This window comes from Paenibacillus hemerocallicola (assembly GCF_006265175.1).
Lineage (GTDB): Bacteria > Bacillota > Bacilli > Paenibacillales > NBRC-103111 > Paenibacillus_AB > Paenibacillus_AB hemerocallicola.
The window spans coordinates 1-16,792 of sequence record NZ_VDCQ01000014.1 but is presented as its reverse complement, the minus strand read 5'-3'; the positions used below and the strand labels follow the sequence as shown (position 1 = coordinate 16,792).

Genomic DNA, 16,792 nt, shown 5'->3' with positions numbered 1-16,792 from the left:
ACGGCAGCGGTGAGACGGTTGTCAACACGCCGTAGGACATGCGAGAAACCAAAGCGTACCGGTGAATTCGGTAAGTGTGACGGCAACGTCAAAAGCCGTAACCGGCGAATAAGCTGTTGCGGAAACGGCGAAAAGCCGTAACCGGCAAACCGGGTACGGCTTTTCGCGATGATCCAGACGGAAACAAACAGCCGCGGAGATACTTCCCCGCGGCTTCCGCTTCCTCGATCCGGAGCGTCTTACTGCTGACTTGCCAAGTAATGGGCAAGCTGCTCGAATGTCCCCTCAAACCCTTGCGCAACCATTGGCGACATCGCATCGAAGGCTGCCTGCTCCTCGTCGGATGCGTTGAGCGGCCCTCCTTGAAGGGTGAGGATCGTCTTTCCGCCGCTCTCTTCAAGCGTCAGAATGTTCAATATTTCAAGCGGCCAGTTCGGATTGAACGGAGCGCGGATAACATTCCCTTGCTCATCGGAAAAGGACTGGACCCATACCAGCTTCTCGGGCTCCTGAACTTCTTGGTATACGAATTTGCCCCACATCGCATGCTGGCCGTCCGGGGACTTCTGGCAGCCCAAAAACGTACCGCCCGGCCGAACATCCATGCGGGTCACTTCCAGCGTAAACCCTTGGGGTCCCCACCAGCTGCCGAAGTGCTTCGGTTCAGTCCACACTTTATATACAAGCTCGCGCGGCGCATCAAATTCGCGTTTCAATAATAGTCCTTGTCGGGTGCTCATCGGATTTCCTCCTTGAATTGTTCGTTTCGAAATCACGGTTTATCTTGTTCCCTCGTAGGCAGCTACTCGATGATTTGCCGTTATAGCGTACTGGATGCTTGCTTCAGCAGACCGGACAGCAAAGCGATGTCCGGGGTGTCGCCTTCCCGCAGCTTGATCCACTTCCGTTCTGCCGGCCCTTCGAACCCTTTCGGAAAATCGATGCCGTTAGCATTCATAATCATGAATGCTATCGCGTCTTTGGAAGGTGAAATGACGGCTGCATAGTGTCCATTTTTCAGAAAATGCGGCTTTTTGTATTGAATGCGCTCATCGGCCTCCGGGATCGTCTCATGGACCATGTCTCGCAAGGTTGAGCCGAGAGCCGCCTGCCAACTCGGCAAATTGTCAATAAACACAGTAACTTCCTGATTCATAATAGTTCTCCCTTCCGAATGGAAATAATGAATTGCTTCTACATGAAATATATCCCAAATGGAATATTCCTGTCAAGGTATATTTATGAAAACGTGAAACATGGATTTCGCATTATAACCTCGAGTACCATTTAACTTCTCCGTTTTGCTCATTTGTCCTGCATTCCTGCCACTAATTTGGAGAACCATGTAATGTTTCGGCCAGCCGGGAGAAATCGCCGAAGCCAGCCTGTGGCTTGTGTCGGATGCGTCTTCTTCTATGTAACGGGCACTACGCTTCATGTCGATGCAGGGTATACTTCGCGTGAATACCGCGCTAGCGCGGATCTAATCCGGACTCCAGCCTCCGCTTTACAGAGGGATGGAGTCTACGTGATCCTTTATACTCGGCATTAAAGGAGGCCGTTACCGATGAGAGTGTAAGAAGTGGCCGATTGGACGTATTACGGTTGTGGAACAATAAGGATGTGTATAATAAATACGACATTCCTATCAATGAAATGAGACGGCGATCCCTTTGAGTCGGCTCGATATTTTCGGTACGATTATCGTGGTGAGCCCACGACAATAAGGATCAAGATAGACGATGCTGCGGATAAACGGGAGCCGATCGCGAAAAAACGGTCCGTGTCCCGTCATGCCGTTCATAATAATCAAATTTCCGGCAGCTACGCGGTGACAACGATCACCGATCATGTAATTGCAAGTGCCGTCGTGCACGCAAATAATCTCGTATTTGGGATGCGTGTGCAGCTCGGGCCGCAGCCTCCTCTCGAAACGATGGCGAAATTGCTCTATCAAAGGCAAAGGCAAGTTCGTTTTCACGCTATCATCCTCGATGGCACAGTAGCATTCACGGCGACTCCTTTTATGGAGTTGACTAGTAGAGCGTTTCAAAAATTCGTTTCCAAAACATGCGAGCTATCGAGGAAACGGATGTAAAGACAGCGGGACCGGCACAGGCCCGGGAAGCGGGAAAAGACGCGGACGAAACGGAACAAAAAGTTCCGCTATTCGCTTCCGACGGCGGCGAAAAGGGCGTTAACGGAACGATTTTTTCCTCTATTATATGAAAAAGCCGGTTTCACCGGGCTTGAGACGCCAATAGAGGAAGTTTTTGTTACGCTAAGTACATGTTTCGGTGTCGTCATGCAGAATAGAGGAACTTTTTGTTCCGCGTCTGCCGCCCGGTCGCTTGTTCTCTGCTCCCTGCTCCTCCTTGCATGCCCTCCCTGTGCGCAGCCGACTGCAGAGGACTAACTTGCGAAACGGTCCACTAGTGAACGCTTACATATCTGCCGGACACTGCGGTAATCGCCCTTTCTCACTGCACCGCTTTCTCCGTGCAGATTTACAAAGTCGTCGATCGAATTTCCCAAGCTCGCCACTCCTTTTTTACTCAAGCTATCTTTATATGATTGTCGACACGTTAGTCGTATCTTTATCATATAGGAATAAAGTGATCGTATATCGTATTCAATCGAATTATTTGTTTCCTAGCTGTTTCGGTTCGTACGACTTTTGACATTATTCAAAATAGCCGCGATTTTCGCGGCTTTTCATGTCTTTGTTCGACGAGCTGTATATGGCCTACTCGATCAAAAACGCCGGTTACAAACTGAAATGCCAAAGCCGCATTATGGACATTTTTCATCTGCTGATCAGGGAAACGGATTTTGCCGGTAAGCCGTTTTCGCCAAAAATCGAAAAGGTGCTCGGCTTTATGGCCGAACACCGCAACGTCAGCCACTCGGTGGAGGAGCTTAGCCGGATCGCCGGCTTAAGCCCCTCGCACTTCCGCAGCCTGTTCAAACAAACGACCGGTTTATCCGTCAACGACTATCAGATTCGCAGCCGGCTGGACCAAGCGAAAGAGTTGCTGATCGGTTCGGACTGCAACGTCACCGAAGCGGCTTTGGCGGCCGGTTTCACCGATATTTACTATTTCAGCAGACTGTTCAAGAAAAAACGGGCTTGAGTCCGACTCCATAGACAATGAGTTGATTTTTTGTGCATTTTGCCGGGTTTGCATAGGCGAATATCCCCGCGAATCTAGTAAACCCACAATATTTTTTTCTTTCTGCATATATTGGTATATACCTTGTCCCCAAGATCGGAGGGTGATTCCCCCATGTCGTTCAACAACATGATTGTCAACGGGGATTTCGAGTCAGGGCTGTTATCCCCATGGTTCGCGGATCATGCCGCCATCAGCTCCGCTATTAGTCACAGCGGACTTTTCAGCGCACTTTTGCAAGGCGGGAACGTAACCGCCTATATTTCGCAATTCGTACCGGTGACTCCCGGATCGACCTACGAGCTGCTTGTTTCTTTATCGGACTCCGGCGCCTCGCCGAGCCCGTCGGTTCTGGTTTCGCTCGGATACTACGATGCGGCTTTCCAATTTCTCGGCTATGGATTGATCAATACGTTCTACAGCAATCGGCTTCCGGACGGTTCCAACGCCAATTGGATTACCGCCTATCAAGTCGCGAGCACCGCTGTACCCGCTACGGCGGTACAGGCCCAACTGTTTATCGGCAAACAACCGGATGCCGGTTCATCCGACTTGTACGTCGACGATGTCCAGCTTCTGGAATCCATTGGCGCTACCGGCGCTTCCACGAACCGAATCTATGTGGCGAATCAGAACAGCGACAATGTATCCGTCATTGACGGAACTACCAATACCGTGATCGCTACCGTTCCGGTCGGCAGCGACCCGAGAAAAGTGGGCGTCAATCCGAACACCAACCGAATTTATGTAGGAAATCAGCTCAGCGAAACTGTTTCCGTTATCGACGGAACTACCAATACGGTCATGGCCACAATATCCGTCGGTTCTTTCCCGAGTGGTGTCGGTGTGAATCCGAACACGAATCGAATCTATGTAGCAAACCAGGACAATAACAATGTATCCGTCATTGACGGACGTTCCAATGTCGTCATCGCTACCGTCCCCGTGGGGACTTTGCCATTTGCCGTGGGCGTAAATTCCGGCATGAATCGAGTCTATGTGACCAACATATCCACTACCAACGTTTCCGTCATCGACGGGATTTCCAATGCCCATATCGCTACGATCCCTGTGGGAAGCCTTCCCATTGCGGTAGGCGTAAACCCGGCCACGAATCGGATTTATGTGTCCAACCGGGATAGCAGCAACGTTTCCGTCATTGACGGGTCTTCCAATAGCGTCATCGCAACCGTTCCGATCGGCTCCAGTCCGTTTGATCTGGGCGTAAATCCGATAACCAATTTGATTTATGTGTCTGTCGAAAACCTTAATTATGTCGCCGTCGTTGACGGAACTACAAATGCTATCATCGCTACCGTTCCGGTAGGTAATTCGCCGTCCGGTGTCGGTGTTGATCCTTTACGAAATATCGTTTATGTGGCAAACGTCCTGAGCGACAATGTTTCCGTCATTAGCGGAAATACGAATACGGTTGTTTCTACGATTCCGGTAGGCGTTGAACCGGAAGGAGTAGGCGTGATTCCGTAGCAGCCCTCCCCTACCGCGAAACGGGAAAGGCAGCCGATCGTCATCGTCGGCTGCCTTCGTTCATTGCTTTGGTGCACCGGTTTGCGAATTCCCCGTTCCGTTCCGGTTGGAAAATATGGCGTCCCAATCTTTCAGGTTGCACCGCCATTGTCAATATGCTTGATAACCTTCGCCGGGCTGCCGCCTACGACCGCGTTATCGGGGACATCCTTTGTAACGACGGCGCCGGAAGCGATAACCGCGTTATTGCCTATTTTTACGCCGGGGTTGATAACCGCCCGACCTCCTATCCATACATTGTGGCCGATCGTGACCGGTTTGCCGAATTCCGCTCCGGAGATTCTTTCCCGAGCCTCCAGCGGATGAGGTTTTGTAGCATTTTTTATAGACTTATGCGTAATGCTGAACAAACCGTACTGCCCTGCTTTCCAATTCAAATCTTTCTCCTTTTCGAATAGAAACGTATATACATCTACGGATTCCTTGTAGCTTTCCATAAACGATAAATGTCTCTTCTTGAAAATGGAGAACATATCTTGAAAAAAAGCCATTTCCATCTCTCCCTTTTTTCACTGATGTTCCAACAGTTTTTCCAGCTCGCCGCACCATGCGGTCCAGCCATACTTGGCTCCCCCGAGTCCTTGGGCATTGGAGAATCCGGTTTGTTCGAGATGCAGGTTTATTTTGCCGTCTCCCAGATCCTGAAGCGTCCAGACGACCGTGTGCTTCTCCTCGCCGCTCGCCCATGTATAGGACAACCGGTTCGGTTCTTCCACGATAAGCACTTCGCCATCTATAATGCCGTCCCAATATTCGTTCGGCTTTGCGCGAAACTGGAAACGATGTCCCACGATGGGCTTAAAATCGTTTTCCAAAACCCATTTGGCCAGCGTTTTAGAATCGGTTAAAGCAGCCCAAAGCTTCTCGATCGATGTTTTATATTGAAAATCCAAAGATAAAGTTAAACTCATTCTTATTCCTCCTCCAAAAGTCGGTTCAAGCGCAACAGGTTCATACTCCAAAATTTGCTGTAGCAAGCTAACCAATCTTGTATTTCATAATCATTATTGCCAAAGGTCAGCCGTTCCTTTCGCCGACTCGTAATTGGACACCATTTGGTGACTATTTAATTTTAGGACACTATTTGGCGTCGTGTCAACTGGATGCAACGGATTGTACGCCACGCCGACAAAATTTTAGTCACGGTGTTGACACTAACGTTACGTGATACTATAAGATCGATATCGAAGGGGGCCACAACTGATGAGAGTGAAAGAAGTAGCTGATTTGGTCAACATTAGCGTGCGCACGCTGCATCATTATGATGAGATCGGGTTACTGACGCCCGCTCAAATAACCGACGCCGGATACCGTCTTTACTCCGACACCAATCTGGAGATGCTGCAACAAATCCTTTTTTTCAGAGAGCTCGGCCTCCCACTAAAAAGCATTAATGCGATTATCAACGATTCGTCATTCGATCGACAGGAAGCATTGGAGCTGCATCGAAACATGTTGCTCGATAAGCGCTCCCGGCTCGATACAATGATTGCGACGATTGACAAGACCATACGGCACATGAAAGGGGAAATTCAAATGTCAAACAAAGAAAAGTTCAAAGGTTTTGATTTTAGCCATAACCCGTACGAGCAGGAAGCCCGCGCGCGTTGGGGAAATGCGGCCGTTGATAAGGCCAACACCAAAATTGGGAGTCTGTCTAAGGAGGAACAAGCCGGAATGTCTAAAGAAATGGTTGCCCTTTATGAGAGAATGGCCGCCGTTCGGAACAGCCCTCCTGAATCGGAAGAAGCTCAATCGGCAATTGGGGAATGGTATCGATTTTTGAACAGCAAGGATTATTACTATTCGCTCGAAGCCTTCAAAGGATTGGGGCAACTGTATGTGAATGATGAACGGTTTACGAAAAACATCGACCAATTCGGTGACGGTTTGGCACAATTCATGTGCGATGCGATGGAAGTATACGTAAATAACAACTAGCATTTTGCAGCAGGATATTCGCTGATTAGGCATAGAATGGCGTGCGTATTATAGCATCATTCGACCAGTCTTGTCCGAATACGCCGTCCGTTACGGAGGCGGCGTTATCCGTCGGCTATCTCGATATGTACTCCTTCACCCGGGCTTTTATCCGCAGATTCGGCGTTTCTCTCCGAACAGCATTTGGAAGCAAGCACGCTCTGTAGAAAGGAGCGGAAGTGGCGAGCGTCGGATACAAGCCCGATTAACAAGAAGACAGCCCTCCAAAAAGATGGCTGTCTTCACCCGTTCAGCTGTCCCGAACTCTCTCCGCATACTCGAACGTTAGATCCGGGTACGATCCTTTTCGTTCGAACCAATACAGGGACCCGAACCGGTCGGATACGATCAGATCGTCCTCGCCGTCCCGGTTCCAGTCGGCCGGGATTCCCATTGTCGGGACAAATTTGTATTGGCATACCAGCTTCGGCAAAACGTCCAGCTCGTCGTCCTGCAGCCGAGCGGTCGGATAAAGATATATTCCGACCATATTCTGCCGATCAGCAAATCTTTGGCCCGCTCAGCCGACCAACTGACCAGCGAGCCAGCCATGACAAGCCCGAATACGATCGGGCCATATTCGGTCTTGATCGGGATCTGTTCGCCGAGCTGAAAATAGGTTCCATCGATGTTGTCATTCGAACCTCCGCCTCCGCTCACGTACCGGTATCGAGGGGCACAAACAAGGAGAACTCGGACAAAATATCCGTGCCGTTCGACTCCAATATTTCCACTTTGGCGTAACGGGCCTGTACCGGATTGTCGAAAACGATGTACTGCATGCTGTTCATGATCACATAGTTGAAAGCGGCAACCGGTGTGCCCCAGTTTACGCCGTCGGCAGACAAATAAACGTTGGCGGTTTCCGGCAAGCTTTGTTTCAGAATGATTCCGATTTTAGTGATCGGGTATAATTGATCCAGCTCGATCGACCAATAGGCGCCTTCCCCCGTTTGTACTTTGGCCGCGGAATAATTGTATGTGGGATTGCCATCGATCGGACCGTACGGATTGAAATTGCCATGAATATAGTTCATATCCGTCGAGATGTGCAGACCCCCGCTCTTATACAGCTTCCACAGGTCCAGCTTTCCGGTTTCGCTGTCCCAGATCGTCGTCGGTGCCTCATAGTCCATATAATCGCTAATCGTGCTGAACGTTCCGCCGATGCGTTTGGCGCAGGAATCGTAATATACCGTAAATATTCGCCCGTCATCGAGCCGGACGCCGCTCGGGTAGCTTTCGTCTCCGCAATGACCGGCATACATCTTAACCCGTTCCGATACGGGGGTCCCGTCCGCCTGAATAATTTGACCGACGACAGGCCGGCCGAAGGCGTATTCGCCCGAATAGTCGCCCCAAGTATGCAGGATATTCGAATTCGGATTTCCCGGATCGAGGACGAGCAGGCTGGACGCATGCGCGACCATATCCGTCGGCAGCGGTGTCGTCCAAGTCAGGCCGCTATCGTACGAATGCGTTTCGTGTGCAAATGTTGCGGTTCTGATCAGGACCATCAGGTGCCCATTCCCGAGATCGGCCAATACCGGCTCCACCCAATTGGTCCCGTATGGATTCGGGATCTCCACTTCATTGGCTTGCGGCCAGCTTATGCCGCCGTCCGTGCTTCTGGCGACCATGATTTTCGATTGCCAATGGCCGGGCATTTTGCCATAACGCGGAAGCAGCAGATCGCCATTCGCCAATTGAACGATTTTGGAAGTGACCGCTGCATAGTCCAACTTCGTTTCCACCAAGACCGGACTGGACCAGGTCAGTCCCCCGTCATTCGAACGGACGCTGTAAGTACCCAAAATTTTGGACGGACTTTGGCTCCAGTCCGTGGAGAAATAAGTGAGCAGCAACGTTCCATCGCTCGTCTGCATGACGCTCGGATCGCGGTCGTCGTACACGGAATCCGCCACCGTCGTCGGGGCGGACCAAGTCGAACCGTCATTCGTGCTGCGCACCATGGCAATTCGCCCGCTTTGCGAAGTATGGGCCGGACTGTCGTAGTAGACGACGAGCAAATCCCCGTTCTGAAGCTTTTCCACATCCGGGAAATACGTATTGCGCGCTCCACCCGACGCTACGATCACATCGGATTGTCCGGAAGCGATATCCGCCATCGCCGGCTGCAAAGTCGTGAGAAGCAATCCGAGAAACAACAACACCGACGCGGTACGGACCGTCTTTTTTATTTCCATTCCTCATGCACGCTCCTTATCGTTTCCATTCGTCCAATCGGATCATCGAGGTTTCCTCCGCTTGCCGCAATGCCGTATTCAGGTCCAGCGTACCGAGCATGGCTTGTTCGGCCAAGCCATTTTACACGCCGACGATCCGGTGTTCATAGATGCCTTTGACCGATACGGGCCCCATCTTGTTGTAAAACAGCGCTTGCCAGTTTTTGCGCAGCCTCTTGAAAGCGGTTCCATTCATCTGATCGGACCGAACATCTTCCATGCTCCTATTGAACAAATCGCCGAGGAAGTCGGCTGCGCCTCGACCTATCGGTTCTACTCCCATTTTCAGCAGAAAATGGGAATGACGCCCGCAGAGTACCGAAGCAGGCATCAAGCCGATAGTTGCGTTCCGGAGCCTTGATCAAACGATCGGCTGCACCTCCCTTCGTTCCCAAGTGTAATGGAAAAAAACGTAAGCAACAATCAACGAAGGAGACATCTTTCGCCCGGGAATGTCCCTTTTCGCGTTGCTCGCGCGCGCGTCATCGACGATGTCTCGGCTAACGAAATCCGGCATACGAATCAGCAGCTTCCAGTGCCACTCTTCGCGCGGAACTTCAAGCGCATGTTTCCCGGATTCAACCGACCAGAGTCCTTCCAGTTTGGGTACCGTAAAATCGCGGTTTTCCTTTATGCAAATCCCTTTGACCCCATAAGCTACCGTATAAAGGGCCTCTGTCGCATTCGCAAACATAAGGCTGTCCGGCGCTCCCCTATCGACGATGAACAGATACGGCAGTGGATCGAGCCGCACTAGCGCAGGCGTGCGCGCCGCCGAATAATACGTTTTGTCAGACTTGCTCAGGTCGAGTTTGGCGATTGGATTCATTCGTTACCACCTCTTTGTCGCGTTTACCGCCATCATACAACAACTTCCCTGACAGTAAGCCTGTCAGGGAAGTGTGGATGTATCCTAATATTGGGCAAGTTCCAGGGCAAGTTCGGCTATCGCTCTTCTGAGCATGACCGGCTCCGCCACATCGATCTGCTTGCCGAAGGATAGCAACAGATGGGGCATAGAGCGCTGTGGCCTCATCGCTTTCAGTTCCGTGGTGTCAAAAATAGCGGAACGCTCGAAAATGTAGCGGGAAGCTGAAAACCGCCTCCATGACCGGATTCGGCTATAATCGGAACACCGCTTACGTTCAGGAGATCGATGTACCGATACACGGTTCGGACGCTGATCTCCAATATTTCCGCCATAGTCTCGGCCGTCATTTTTTCGTTTGCTTTCAGCAGCCGCAAGATCGATAACATCCCGTCCAGTCTGCCCATCATTCACCCCGCGCCAGTTATTGAAGGCCGGCGCGACGGTTAAACGATTGCCCCCGCAGCATCGATCCAGTTCGCGCCGTTCCACCATACCGGTTTGTTTAAAGTTGTATCGTAATAGGAGATACCTTGTCTGAGATTGGCCGTCGGTCTCATTCCGGTATTTCCCGAATTGTTCGAACGCGTGAATTCCAATTTTCTCGTATGTTGCAACTGTCCTACAAACTTCGTAGCCTCGTCCCATCCGTCCATATTCAGGCTGGCAAATACACAGTTCGTGATTTGGGCGACTCCGTTCGAGGCGTTCGTTGTAATGCCTCTTTCCGCAACGGTGCCAACTCTGGTTTTGGCAAGATCGCCGCTGAATGTACAATTGTCCAAATAGTTGGTGCCGGCCATATACAGATAAATGCAAAAGTTTTTGACCGGCGTATTCGGATAAGCGGTTGACGGATTGAAGCTGCCTCTCACATCAAAATCGAAATTCGAAACGTTGTACAGTCTGAGCAAATTTTCCGAGGCGCGATTCACGATAATATTCGCATAACCCCCGTTCAAATGGTCGGCCATAATGCCGTATCTGCAAGTATCGATTTCAAGAGAGTCCAATTTCAAATTATAAACCGGTTGAGCGTTCCCCGCTATCCCGATATGTACCGCATAAGATTCGACCGTACCTTTGATATAAACCCGATTCAAGTGTACATTCGTGCATCCTGTAATGACAAGCAATCTCTTCGCTGCAACGACATCGTTTTCGATATAAACCGTTCCGATTTCGATATTTTTAATATTGCCTCCTTCCCCGTATTTGGTCGTAATCCCCAAAGCGCTCATGGAGCTCGACACGACATAGAGATAGTTGACAAATATATCCGAAGCTTGTTCCCCCCAGTTCGGCTCGATGTCGAACCCTCCGGGCATTGTAACATGACCGACTCCCAACGATTTGACGATATTGAACGTAATCTGTTTCCCTTCGCATATGGATACCGTGTTTCGGCCCAGCGCAATGGGCGTGACCCCGTCCGTATCGACCGAGATCCCTTCGACAAAGTCGAAATCCAGGTTGTACGTGTTCGCTCCATTGATGTAAATGACGTCTCCGGACGGATTTTTTCCGTAAATTTTGCCGAATCTGGCATTTGAGCAGTTGTTCAAATACAAGCAGTGTCTATACTCTTGCAAATACACGGTATTGTAAACCGTCCCGCCGACGACGCAATGGTTGTTGATATGATTGCCGTCAAAATGGATTTCGTCTATGACAAATTGGGAGCAATTGTTGAATTGCAGCGTTCTCGTTTGAGTGCTGGTTGCCGGCAAGTTATCGGGTCTTTTCAAGATTCCCCTGAATACGAGTCTGAAGTCCGTTTTCCCCTCTACGACGAGATTATCGACAATGTACGTTTTTCCCGAATCCGTCAGTAAAGTCAGATGATTGTTGCAAGCATGGGCCAATGCATCGCGAAACGCTTGCGAGTCATCGGTTATCCCATCGCCGACGGCGCCAAATTCCTTTACGTGAACGTAGCCGTATTCCTCGCCGTTGCAGCTGTTTGGCGGGTTTCCATAAACGTTATGGACCACACCGCTTCCCTGACTCGCCAAGCCGACGCCTTTACTCATCAAAATCCCCGCAACGGCTGCAGTGCCCGCAGCGGTTAATAGCTTTCTTCTGCTCATCTTCATGTCCCGTTCCATTTCAACAGCTCCTTTTTTGAAATGAGTGCGCTTTCAACACTCATATTATAGGAGGCCGCCAACCTCGTTCCATCGGCAATCTGGACTTCCTTCTCGGCGATGAGGTCAAATTATCGATTTTCTTCCCTATATTTGCCCGGGGGGCATCCCGCCTCCCGCACGAACAGCTTATTGAAAAAGGCCGGGTCCCCGTAGCCGACCATTTCGGCCACGACGTTCACTTTTTCGTCCGTATCCGTTAACAGTCGCTTCGCTTTTTCCATCCGGATCCGGTGAACGTATTCGATTACGCTCGATCCCGTATATTGATTGAACAGCCGGTTCAGCTGCCGGATGCCGATATGGAACAGCGCGGATAAGTCGGACAGCGTAATTTTCTGGTTATAGTGCCGTTCGACGTACCCGCATATGCGACGGATCAGCAATTCTTGCGGCGAGCGGCTATCGGTTTTATTTTTGCGATCCTTGTAATAACGCGACAGCAAAATGAACAGCTCGGTCATTCTCAGCTGAATCATCGTCTGATAGCCCGGTTGCCGACGGTCCATTTCCTGATGGAGCTCCTCCAAGATGCCCCTCGTCTTGTCCGCCGCCTCGCCCCGCAAATTCAGCTTGTGATGAAACCGGGAATGGCCGTTCAAAAAAGGCTGGACATAAAAGAAGTCGAGGGCATCGTTAATCCGCAAGTCGCTCAGCAACGAATGCGGAATGAAGTCCGGCTCGAACAGGCAATTGACGATTCCGATATACTGATCCTCTTTGAGCGCGTAACCGTGCCTCTCGCCCGGATTGATAATGAATATGTCCCCAGCCCGAATCTCGTAATAAATATCTTGGAACAGATGCGTGCCCCGGCCTTCGGCCACATAGATCAGCTCGACAAACTCATGAATGTGGATGTCCGGCATATCCCGCACGTCGTGGAGGTTTCGCTGAATCCAAAACGGAAAATCGCACGGATGCGAATACTGTTTCATCGATTTGATTCTCATAACGGTACCCCGATTCACGGTTCTTGACCAGTCATTGCAAATTGTTGTCGAAGGGTAAATCGAGCAGCCGGAATTTTTCGCGCTGGTTGAACGACCCTTTTCTGAGCAACTCGGTAATAATGTCCACGAGGTCGGCTTTCGCCAGCTTACCGCCCTTCGGCTGCCGATAATTCGCGACAATTTCGACGAAGCGACCTCCTTGCTCCGCATTCGCGAGCAGGCGGATTCGTAGCGTTATAGTGTTTGGAATGCTTCTTGCCGATTCCGTTTTCCAAGACGAAGGGATCCAGCGCTCGAAGCCGACTATCCGATCGCCCGACGGATTTGCCGTTTCCCAAACCTTTTCGTATCACGAATACCTCCTCGGCCGCGTTCGGGTCTGAACGTTTTCCTTGATTTTATCACACCGGAGGCGGGAGGGACTATGCATCTCTAATTCTGCCCAAAAAGGGAAGCCGCTGATGGCTTCCCCCTTCATTTCATTTGAAAGTTTACTCGTCGGCGCTGGGACCGTAAATACCCGGAACCGGCACGTCAAGCAGCCGCAAATAAACGGTCAGCTGACCCCGGTGGTGGTACCAGTGATTGAAAAGCAGCGAGCGCACCTGCTCGAATCGCGGCGTCTCGCTGATGACTTGATCCTGCAACGTCCATCGGAACGGCTCGCGCAGCGCCTCGTCCTCCCAAGTGCGAATGATTTCCTCCGCCGCGGCTACCTGCTCCTCGAGCACGGAGAGAATTTCCGCAACGGACTCCGCCTCCGGCAGCGGCACGGTAGGCACCTCGCGTACCGGGGCATTCAGCAGCTCGGCCAGTCCTCCGGGCAATCCGGCCGTATGCAGGGCAAGCTGCCCGAGCGACATCGACTTGACATGCGGCCTCCACCTCAAGCTGGCTTCGGGTACGCGCTCGATTACAAGGCGAGTAGACTGGGCCTCGCGCCGAAGTTCCTCTACCATATCTTGTACAAGACTCATAGCCATGTTCCTCCTCCGTTCAACTATACCCAGTATAAGCCAGCCGGGAGGAGCGGATTTCTTATGGATTGCTAAATGAGAAACAAAGCTGGTTTTTCATTGCGTCCATCCCCGTCAATCCGGTTCGGCGCGAGAGAACAGATCCCGAATGACGGCATCGTCCTCGCAGTTGAACGGCTCCAAATCGTCGGTCCGATCGAACCGATCGTTCGCCTCCGCTTGCAGCATCTCCGGCAATAGTTCAGCCGCCCGGTCGGTGAACCGGATCTGCACCATTATACCAAAATGTGCCACAACCCCGTGACGGTTTCAGTGCCTATACCGGACGGGCCTTGAGAACCAACCCTTCTTCATCCTCGCTTGTATTCGTCCATGATGACATCGATCACGCGCCGCCCCCATTCCGACAGCTCCGAGCCTTTCTCGTTCCAGTCGTAACAGATCAGGGCTTTCCACAAAGCCCAGCCGCGCGCACGATTTATCGTATCTTCTCCAAATCCCATGCGGTCCAGAAAAACGGCGCGGCTTGAGTCGTCGAAGAAGTTCCACGCCATTACCAGATCGCTGGACGGGTCGCCCACGCCCATCGTCCCGAAATCTATGACGCCGCTCAGTTTTCCGTTTCTTACAAGAAGGTTTCCGACCGCAACATCGCCATGCAGCCAGAGCGGAGCCGCGGTATATTTCGTCGCGAGAGCGAGCTCCCATATTTCGGCCAGGACGGTTGTGTCGTGCGTGCCTGCAATATTGGCGAGTACGGCTCTTGTATCCTCTTCATAGACCGCGAGATCACCTCCGCGGTGGAAATTTTGGACACCTGCCGGTATGCCGCGGCTGGCGTCGATCGCTTCAAGTTCTTTCAGAAAGGTTGCAAGATCTTCAGCAAACTCGTCCCTATCGCGTATATTGGAAGATGTGACCGTCTCGCCTTCCAGCCACTGGTTGACGGACCACGGAAGCGGGTACGCCTTCGTCGGCTCGCCTTTCGCGACGGGGACAGGTATGGGCAGCGATAGATGCGGCTTGAAAACGGGAAGCCACTTCATTTCCTTCTCCACGGCCGAAGCATAACGCTCATGACTTGGCAGGCGAACCGTCCTGTCATCGCCCAGCAAATAAGTGCGGTTATCGTGTCCGCTTTTCTCGACCGGTCTCACCGTCAGATGTCTCCACTGCGGAAACTGGCTGTCGATTAACCCGCGTACAAGCTCTGTTGTCACTTCCATCACGGTCTCGCCCCCCTCCTGGTTTGGGTCCATTTTAGCAAAGCGCTCGGCGACTAGCCAGGGCGAAAACGTTTAAAGGAGAATTCAAGCCGGCATTCCTCAATTGAAAGGGTGCATCGGCGATAGACATGGCGCTTTGGAACGATAGGTAGGATTCTTAATGGTATGCATGGAAGTTGGCGCTTTGGAACGATAGGCAGGATTCTTAATGGTATGCATGGAAGTAGTATCGCACTATGTCGGGAAGGTGAACAAAATGGGACCGTCCGAAGAAATATTAACATCATTTCGAATTGCCGGGGATATTGTGCCATTACGGGGAGGACAGCATACATCAGTACGTGTCGGTAATGCCGTATTAAAACCTGTGGACGACACCCGGCACGCCGAATGGCTGCTCGATGTCATGTTCCGTATAAACCCCCGAGGTTACAGGATATCCAAGCCTATTCGAAGCATAGACGGTACTTTTGTATATAAAGGGTGGGCTTGTACCCGGTATGAACAAGGCGCGGATAAAAGAGGGCACATTAAAGAAAAACTTCTTGCAGCCAAAATGCTTCACCGCGACTTGTCTCATTTAAATATTCGGGACGTCCCTCATTCGGACAACCCTTGGTCCAGGGGGCATCGTATCGCATGGCAAATCGATGATTTACCGACGCAGACACCACAAGAGTCACAAGAGCTGATATACCATTTACTGAGAAGGGTAAGCTTGAGAGAGGAGTACGAGGTGCAGATTGTCCATGGCGATTTGGCGGGAAATATTCTTTTCGACCAGGTGTCGGGTCCTTTGATTATCGATTTCTCTCCGACAATTGCTCCAGTCGAATATGCGGAAGCCATATTGGCTTGCGATTGTATCGCTTGGCAGGGAAGCAAGGTTTCCGAGCTTCTCCTCCTTCCGGATAATGGAACGTACAAAGAAATGATTGTACGGGCTGTTGTTTTCCGTCTAGCGGTATCCGCCATATTTTCGCAAGGGGATCGTCATATTTTTCTCGACGAGTACCAAGCATTCAAACCGATTATAGAATGGTTAACGTAACGAAGCTGCCGAAGGTGCCGGCAGCCTCGTTATGCGAAAGCGAATATGAGGGTTACACCAAATATTTTCCCGTGATCGACTGCTCCGCCTCGACGATCTGCGAAGGCGTGCCTCGAACACCACCTGGCCGCCCTTGCTTCCTCCAGAGCGTAATATAGGTCAGCCCGACGTCGCTCATCGCCTGGAGCTTGCGCACAACCTCTTTCAGCTGAAAAAAATTCAAGGCCTGCTCCACCGTCATCTCCAGCACTTCCGCGATGGACTTGCCGTTCAGCTTGTACGCGAGCACCTCTTCCTTGAACCGTCTGCCTCCGCATACTTCGCATGGCAGCTTCACGCTGTCGAGGAAGGCAAGGTCCGTATACACGACGCCCAACCCTTGGCAGTTCTCGCAAGCGCCCTTGGAGTTGAAGCTGAACAAGCCTTGGTTGACCTTGTTCGCGGAAGCGAACGCCTTGCGCACGTCATCTATAATGCCCGTATAGGTCGCGGGATTCGAACGCGTCGACACGCCTACCGCCGATTGGTCGATGACGATCGCATCCGGATCGAGCGTGGCCTGACTGAGTCTCGCGCCGCGGTAGCCGGTGCAGGGACCTTCGGAAATGTACGGCGCAACTATT

General features: G+C 51.4%; 19 protein-coding genes and 2 pseudogenes. 5 read left to right on the top strand and 16 right to left on the bottom strand.

The window, feature by feature from the left end; all coding sequences use genetic code 11:
• Positions 1–239 precede the first annotated feature (239 nt).
• The 3 genes from FE784_RS12190 to FE784_RS12175 form a co-directional block, all read right to left on the bottom strand.
• The gene (locus FE784_RS12190; RefSeq protein WP_139602474.1) at positions 240–740 is read right to left on the bottom strand and encodes an SRPBCC family protein; all 501 of its coding nucleotides are present in this window, start codon (positions 738–740) and stop codon (positions 240–242) included.
• Positions 741–820: 80 nt separating this feature from the next.
• Complete coding sequence (locus FE784_RS12185) at positions 821–1,156, bottom strand: DUF1801 domain-containing protein (RefSeq protein WP_139602473.1); 336 nt, start codon at positions 1,154–1,156, stop codon at positions 821–823.
• A 492-nt stretch (positions 1,157–1,648) separates the two neighbouring features.
• The gene (locus FE784_RS12175; RefSeq protein ID WP_176706146.1) at positions 1,649–1,981 is read right to left on the bottom strand and encodes an AraC family ligand binding domain-containing protein; all 333 of its coding nucleotides are present in this window, start codon (positions 1,979–1,981) and stop codon (positions 1,649–1,651) included.
• 736 nt (positions 1,982–2,717) lie between these two features.
• Here FE784_RS12175 and FE784_RS12170 point away from each other — a divergent pair.
• Both FE784_RS12170 and FE784_RS12165 read left to right on the top strand, forming a co-directional pair.
• The gene (locus FE784_RS12170; protein ID WP_139602471.1) at positions 2,718–3,134 is read left to right on the top strand and encodes a helix-turn-helix domain-containing protein; all 417 of its coding nucleotides are present in this window, start codon (positions 2,718–2,720) and stop codon (positions 3,132–3,134) included.
• A 153-nt stretch (positions 3,135–3,287) separates the two neighbouring features.
• Positions 3,288–4,661, top strand: coding sequence for an NTTRR-F1 domain (locus FE784_RS12165; RefSeq protein ID WP_246132002.1), 1,374 nt, complete (start codon positions 3,288–3,290; stop codon positions 4,659–4,661).
• A gap of 131 nt (positions 4,662–4,792) precedes the next feature.
• Here FE784_RS12165 and FE784_RS12160 read toward each other — a convergent pair.
• Positions 4,793–4,969 (bottom strand): annotated as a pseudogene (locus tag FE784_RS12160) (DapH/DapD/GlmU-related protein); the annotation flags it as partial.
• A 261-nt stretch (positions 4,970–5,230) separates the two neighbouring features.
• Positions 5,231–5,632, bottom strand: coding sequence for an SRPBCC family protein (locus FE784_RS12155; protein ID WP_139602470.1), 402 nt, complete (start codon positions 5,630–5,632; stop codon positions 5,231–5,233).
• A gap of 292 nt (positions 5,633–5,924) precedes the next feature.
• Here FE784_RS12155 and FE784_RS12145 point away from each other — a divergent pair, with 292 nt between their 5' ends.
• Positions 5,925–6,662 carry a MerR family transcriptional regulator gene (locus FE784_RS12145; protein WP_139602469.1) on the top strand — a complete coding sequence of 246 codons (738 nt, stop codon included), beginning with the start codon at positions 5,925–5,927 and terminating at the stop codon, positions 6,660–6,662.
• Positions 6,663–6,951: 289 nt separating this feature from the next.
• Here the strand turns inward: FE784_RS12145 and FE784_RS12140 are convergent, their stop codons facing one another.
• The 3 genes from FE784_RS12140 to FE784_RS41865 all read right to left on the bottom strand — a co-directional run bounded on the left by FE784_RS12140 (position 6,952) and on the right by FE784_RS41865 (position 9,167).
• The gene (locus FE784_RS12140) at positions 6,952–7,191 is read right to left on the bottom strand and encodes a hypothetical protein (RefSeq protein WP_139602468.1); all 240 of its coding nucleotides are present in this window, start codon (positions 7,189–7,191) and stop codon (positions 6,952–6,954) included.
• 166 nt (positions 7,192–7,357) lie between these two features.
• Positions 7,358–8,908: an exo-alpha-sialidase gene (locus FE784_RS12135; RefSeq protein ID WP_139602467.1), complete on the bottom strand. Its 1,551-nt coding sequence runs from the start codon at positions 8,906–8,908 to the stop codon at positions 7,358–7,360.
• A 121-nt stretch (positions 8,909–9,029) separates the two neighbouring features.
• Positions 9,030–9,167 (bottom strand): hypothetical protein, encoded by a 138-nt coding sequence (locus tag FE784_RS41865; RefSeq protein ID WP_246132001.1) that lies wholly within the window; start codon positions 9,165–9,167, stop codon positions 9,030–9,032.
• Here FE784_RS41865 and FE784_RS42820 point away from each other — a divergent pair.
• Positions 9,102–9,308: an AraC family transcriptional regulator gene (locus FE784_RS42820; RefSeq protein ID WP_425465542.1), complete on the top strand. Its 207-nt coding sequence runs from the start codon at positions 9,102–9,104 to the stop codon at positions 9,306–9,308. The two genes, FE784_RS41865 and FE784_RS42820, sit on opposite strands and share 66 nt — an antisense overlap.
• Here the strand turns inward: FE784_RS42820 and FE784_RS12125 are convergent, their stop codons facing one another.
• The 7 genes from FE784_RS12125 to FE784_RS12095 all read right to left on the bottom strand — a co-directional run bounded on the left by FE784_RS12125 (position 9,309) and on the right by FE784_RS12095 (position 15,118).
• Complete coding sequence (locus FE784_RS12125; protein ID WP_139602465.1) at positions 9,309–9,776, bottom strand: hypothetical protein; 468 nt, start codon at positions 9,774–9,776, stop codon at positions 9,309–9,311.
• 212 nt (positions 9,777–9,988) lie between these two features.
• Positions 9,989–10,225, bottom strand: a complete 237-nt coding sequence (locus tag FE784_RS12120; RefSeq protein ID WP_246132000.1) for a helix-turn-helix transcriptional regulator — start codon at positions 10,223–10,225, stop codon at positions 9,989–9,991.
• Between the two features lie 36 nt (positions 10,226–10,261).
• Positions 10,262–11,923 (bottom strand): polysaccharide lyase domain-containing protein, encoded by a 1,662-nt coding sequence (locus tag FE784_RS12115; RefSeq protein WP_139602464.1) that lies wholly within the window; start codon positions 11,921–11,923, stop codon positions 10,262–10,264.
• Positions 11,924–12,033: 110 nt separating this feature from the next.
• Positions 12,034–12,915 (bottom strand): AraC family transcriptional regulator, encoded by an 882-nt coding sequence (locus FE784_RS12110; protein WP_176706144.1) that lies wholly within the window; start codon positions 12,913–12,915, stop codon positions 12,034–12,036.
• A gap of 491 nt (positions 12,916–13,406) precedes the next feature.
• Entirely contained in the window at positions 13,407–13,892 is a 486-nt protein-coding gene (locus tag FE784_RS12105; RefSeq protein WP_139602462.1) for a DinB family protein, read from the bottom strand.
• 114 nt (positions 13,893–14,006) lie between these two features.
• Entirely contained in the window at positions 14,007–14,186 is a 180-nt protein-coding gene (locus tag FE784_RS12100) for a hypothetical protein (RefSeq protein ID WP_139602461.1), read from the bottom strand.
• Positions 14,187–14,242: 56 nt separating this feature from the next.
• Positions 14,243–15,118: an aminoglycoside phosphotransferase family protein gene (locus FE784_RS12095; protein WP_176706166.1), complete on the bottom strand. Its 876-nt coding sequence runs from the start codon at positions 15,116–15,118 to the stop codon at positions 14,243–14,245.
• A 217-nt stretch (positions 15,119–15,335) separates the two neighbouring features.
• On the opposite strand from FE784_RS12095, the gene FE784_RS12090 reads away from it, so the two are divergent.
• A complete protein-coding gene (locus FE784_RS12090) occupies positions 15,336–16,169 on the top strand; it encodes a hypothetical protein (protein WP_218103770.1) in 834 nt (277 codons plus the stop codon).
• Positions 16,170–16,314: 145 nt separating this feature from the next.
• On the opposite strand, the pseudogene FE784_RS12085 reads toward FE784_RS12090, so the two are convergent.
• A pseudogene (locus tag FE784_RS12085) lies at positions 16,315–16,792 on the bottom strand (excinuclease ABC subunit UvrA); the annotation flags it as partial.

Coding starts and splice junctions, on each gene's coding strand:
- FE784_RS12190 (WP_139602474.1), bottom strand. CDS start 740: ATGAGCACCCGACAAGGACTATTATTGAAACGCGAATTTGATGCGCCG.
- FE784_RS12185 (WP_139602473.1), bottom strand. CDS start 1,156: ATGAATCAGGAAGTTACTGTGTTTATTGACAATTTGCCGAGTTGGCAG.
- FE784_RS12170 (WP_139602471.1), top strand. CDS start 2,718: ATGTCTTTGTTCGACGAGCTGTATATGGCCTACTCGATCAAAAACGCC.
- FE784_RS12165 (WP_246132002.1), top strand. CDS start 3,288: ATGTCGTTCAACAACATGATTGTCAACGGGGATTTCGAGTCAGGGCTG.
- FE784_RS12155 (WP_139602470.1), bottom strand. CDS start 5,632: ATGAGTTTAACTTTATCTTTGGATTTTCAATATAAAACATCGATCGAG.
- FE784_RS12145 (WP_139602469.1), top strand. CDS start 5,925: ATGAGAGTGAAAGAAGTAGCTGATTTGGTCAACATTAGCGTGCGCACG.
- FE784_RS12140 (WP_139602468.1), bottom strand. CDS start 7,191: ATGGTCGGAATATATCTTTATCCGACCGCTCGGCTGCAGGACGACGAG.
- FE784_RS12135 (WP_139602467.1), bottom strand. CDS start 8,908: ATGGAAATAAAAAAGACGGTCCGTACCGCGTCGGTGTTGTTGTTTCTC.
- FE784_RS41865 (WP_246132001.1), bottom strand. CDS start 9,167: ATGGAAGATGTTCGGTCCGATCAGATGAATGGAACCGCTTTCAAGAGG.
- FE784_RS12125 (WP_139602465.1), bottom strand. CDS start 9,776: ATGAATCCAATCGCCAAACTCGACCTGAGCAAGTCTGACAAAACGTAT.
- FE784_RS12120 (WP_246132000.1), bottom strand. CDS start 10,225: ATGATGGGCAGACTGGACGGGATGTTATCGATCTTGCGGCTGCTGAAA.
- FE784_RS12115 (WP_139602464.1), bottom strand. CDS start 11,923: ATGGAACGGGACATGAAGATGAGCAGAAGAAAGCTATTAACCGCTGCG.
- FE784_RS12110 (WP_176706144.1), bottom strand. CDS start 12,915: ATGAGAATCAAATCGATGAAACAGTATTCGCATCCGTGCGATTTTCCG.
- FE784_RS12105 (WP_139602462.1), bottom strand. CDS start 13,892: ATGAGTCTTGTACAAGATATGGTAGAGGAACTTCGGCGCGAGGCCCAG.
- FE784_RS12095 (WP_176706166.1), bottom strand. CDS start 15,118: ATGGAAGTGACAACAGAGCTTGTACGCGGGTTAATCGACAGCCAGTTT.
- FE784_RS12090 (WP_218103770.1), top strand. CDS start 15,336: ATGGAAGTAGTATCGCACTATGTCGGGAAGGTGAACAAAATGGGACCG.